This window comes from Syntrophaceae bacterium (assembly GCA_013177825.1).
Classification (GTDB): Bacteria; Desulfobacterota; Syntrophia; order Syntrophales; family PHBD01; genus PHBD01.
Genome location: JABLXX010000022.1, coordinates 1 through 3,448, shown reverse-complemented (window position 1 = coordinate 3,448; position 3,448 = coordinate 1). Strand labels below are relative to the sequence as shown.

Below are 3,448 nucleotides of genomic sequence, written 5' to 3'. Positions count from 1 at the left end.
GGCGTCCCAGGATCGCGTCGTGATCCTCCGCCGAGAGCTTCCCCTTCTCCAGCTTCTTCCCGAGGAAATTCCGGATGGTCGACAGCCCCTTCTCGACGAAGCGATCCTCCACGTCCCGCATCGTCACATCGACGCCCTTCTCGACGGCCACCTGGGCGATCCCCGCCCCCATGGTGCCCGCACCGATCACACAAAGCTTCCTGATCATGATTTGCTCTTCCTTTCCATTGTTGCCGATCTATGATTGAAAACGGCCCCGGCCGTGGCGAAGCGCCGCCCGCCGGGTATACGGCCGTTTCTACATGGTTTTCACCATCTCCTTGATTTCCCGCTTGAGGACCTTGCCCGTTCCCGTCATGGGGAAAGAGGGCATCAGGAAGATCCGCTTCGGCGCCACGAATGGATGGAGATGCTCCTTCGCATAGGCCAGGAGATCTTCTTCGGTGACCTGCTGGCCCGGCTTCAGGATCACCGCGGAGGCGACCTCCTCGCCGTACTTGGCATCGGGGATGCCGATGGTCGCGACCATGAAGACCGCCGGGTGCTTCGCCAGGACGTTTTCCGAGACCCCCGGGTCGATGTTCTCGCCGCCCTTGATGATGAGGTCCTTCTTCCGGCCGACGATGAAAAGCTCGCCGTCCTCGTCGAGGCGACCCAGGTCGCCCGTGTGCAGCCAGCCGTCTCGAAGCGCTTCCGCCGTCTCCTTCGGCTTGTTCCAGTATCCCTTGGTGACGCCGGGACCCTTGACGAGGATCTCCCCGACCTGCCCCCGGGGAACCTCCCGGCCCTCATCGTCCACGAGCCTCATTTCCAGACCGGGAAGCGCCGGTCCTACGGATCCCGGCTTGAACTTCCCTTCCCTCGGCTGGCGGGCGATCGTGGGGCCCGCTTCCGTGCAGCCATACCCGTGCAGGATTTTGATGCCGAACATCTCCTGGGCCTGGAGCAGCGTCTCCTCCGCCAGGGGAGCCCCTGCGCTGACGCAGTATTTCATGGACTTCAGGCTGTGCAGGCCGGGCTTGTAGACCATCATCATCAGGATGATCATGGTCGGCACCAGGCCCGTCACGGACACCTTGAACTCCGTCATGTGCTCGAGGGTCTTGACCGGATCGAACGGGGGAACCAGGATAAGCTTTCCGCCGAAGTAGCAGGCTTCGTGATACCCCAGGCACCCGTAGATGTGGTTCATGGGCACGCAGGCATAGGATACTTCTTTGCGCTCCTCGTAAGGCCATACCTTGAACCCCTGGAGCATGTTCCCGATCAGGTTCCCGTGGGTCAACATGACGCCCTTGGGAAAGCCCGTGGAGCCGGAGGTATACATCAGGATGCCCAGGTCGTCGGACGACAGGTCCCGGACGTCTCCCAGGGAGCCGTCGTTGGCGACGAAGGCCTCGTAGGGAATGAACTTTTCGGGCAGGTCGTCCCCCGGCCCGGCGCCGATGACGATGATCTGCTTCACGAAGGTGTTCCCTTCGAGGGCCTGCTTCATCTTCGGCCACATGTTCTTTTCCGTGATGAGGATTCGGGCCTGGGAGTCTTCCAGGATGTAGCGGATTTCCTTGGGGGTCAGCATGAAGATGATGGGCAGGTACGCGGCGCCCATGCGCATGATGCCGTTCATGAGCTCCGGGATCTCGAGGATGTTGCTGACCATGACGCCCACGATGTCGCCCTTCCCGATGCCGGCCTTCTGGAGGCCCGTCGCCAGGGACCGCGCCCGCCGGTCGATCTCCGTGTTCGTGAGGATCGTCCGCCGGTCGTTCGCGATGTAGACGAACTGTTCATATTCTCCGAACTTTTTGATGCCGTCGCTTAAATACCCTGCCATGTTCATGTGATGATTCCCCTCTCTGTCGTTTTCTTTTCCTGTGTTGCCCGGTTTTCGAAGGTCAATCCGGCTGTCCGTTTCCGCTGGCGACCCTTTCGGGAGGAGGCGGGTCTTTTCAGGCCGGAACGCCGGTTTCATAGCTGCCGCTCACGACCGCCCCTTGCGGTGGAAGCGTTTGTAACCGTTCAGGCCTTTCCTTTCCGGAACGCCGCCAGGTCCTTCGCCGCCTGCACCAGGTAAAGAAGCACGAGCACCAGGAACGGCAGCCCCGTGATCAGGCCGTAGGTGGCGTTCTGGTTTGTCGTCGTGTGCTGGACGAAGGGGAAGGTCACGACGGCCATTCCCATCAGGATCAGCCAGAAGACCAGCAGGATGATCCCCATGGCAAACCGGGCCCGCAGGGATTCTCTCGTTTCTCGTTCGTTGAGTCGGCTTTCCATCACGCTCACCTCCCTTCCCGGACGGCGGGCTGCGGCGTGCCGTCCAGAACGGTTCCGCAGCGCGGCCCCTTCACCCGGCGTGGGTCGTCGTCGGCCAGAACCACCGCTCCGAGACCGGCAGGCTTCGCCGAGGCCGGGTACAGCTGATCGAATTTTTTCGGAAAAACATTGTGGAACGGCGCATAGCGGTTGAAGCCCATCTGTTTGGGGATGGTCGCCACCAGGAGTGTCGCGATCACCATGACGGGGATGAACGCCGCCGTGCGGAAATACAGAATTTTACCCACTCCCTGGATGCTTTCCTTTTTCAGGTCGGACGTATTCCGTCGGAAGAAGAGCTTTTCCAGCGGTCTGAGCCAGGCGAAAGAGCCCCGTTCAATCACGGTACGCTCGTAGATTGCGGCGAAGAAGAAGAGCATGAAGAACCAGCCGATGTAATTGCCGACGCTGACCCCCCGGAGATAGTAGCCGGGTACGGTCCAGCGCCACCACTCGTTGACGACGCTGATGGGATCCATGAGCAGATCCAGGCTGACCAGCATGACCGCCGCCACGGTTGCCTTGAGCCAGATGTTGGACCTCGGCAGAAGACGGTCGGCGATGATGAACGCCGGCAGGCTGAAGATAAACCAGCCCAGGGAGATGCTAAGGGGAACGAAGAGGACCATGCAGGCCCAGCCGCTGAATCCGCCGATCAGACTCCCCCCGGCGCAGTAATAGTCAGCATATGCGAAATAGTCATAAGCCCCGTTGAGGACCATCAGGTTTTCCACCGTGAGGGTCCACAGCAGGGAGCCCCACAGGAAGATGCTTGCCCGCTCCCGTCCCAAGACCTTGCGACCCTGCCAGAGAACAAGGAGGAAAAACCCGTAGAAGAGAATCTCCGCCATCCATGATTCGATTCTGAGATGAGACCCTATCCACATTGCGCTCGATGCCTCCGTTCCGTATCCCGCGATGGCCTTCGGGTGGGCCGTCCGGATCCCGCGGGGGAAACCGGACGGCTCCCGGGCTGTCGTTCAGGTCAGCGAATGATTTCGAAGTACTTGATGTCCTGGATGTTGCCCTCCATGTCCGCGGTGTCCTTGAAGACCGCCCGGACCTTCATGCCTACCTTGATCTTCTCGAGGTCCATCTCGTTGATGAGGTGGGAAAAGATGTTGTCGGCCCCGTC

Annotated in this window: 5 protein-coding genes; all 5 read right to left on the bottom strand. The window is 60.6% G+C overall.

All coding sequences use genetic code 11. From position 1 onward, the window contains the following. A partial coding sequence (locus tag HPY65_19175; protein NPU86602.1) for a 3-hydroxybutyryl-CoA dehydrogenase occupies positions 1 to 211 on the bottom strand: 211 nt, incomplete at its 3' end. A gap of 87 nt (positions 212 to 298) precedes the next feature. Beyond that, positions 299 to 1,840, bottom strand: coding sequence for an AMP-binding protein (locus HPY65_19170; GenBank protein NPU86601.1), 1,542 nt, complete (start codon positions 1,838 to 1,840; stop codon positions 299 to 301). Between the two features lie 179 nt (positions 1,841 to 2,019). Continuing rightward, positions 2,020 to 2,277, bottom strand: coding sequence for a hypothetical protein (locus HPY65_19165; protein ID NPU86600.1), 258 nt, complete (start codon positions 2,275 to 2,277; stop codon positions 2,020 to 2,022). 2 nt (positions 2,278 to 2,279) lie between these two features. After that, positions 2,280 to 3,164, bottom strand: a complete 885-nt coding sequence (locus HPY65_19160; protein ID NPU86599.1) for a carotenoid biosynthesis protein — start codon at positions 3,162 to 3,164, stop codon at positions 2,280 to 2,282. A 134-nt stretch (positions 3,165 to 3,298) separates the two neighbouring features. Then, on the bottom strand, positions 3,299 to 3,448 hold a 150-nt coding region (locus tag HPY65_19155), incomplete at its 5' end, for a hypothetical protein (GenBank protein ID NPU86598.1).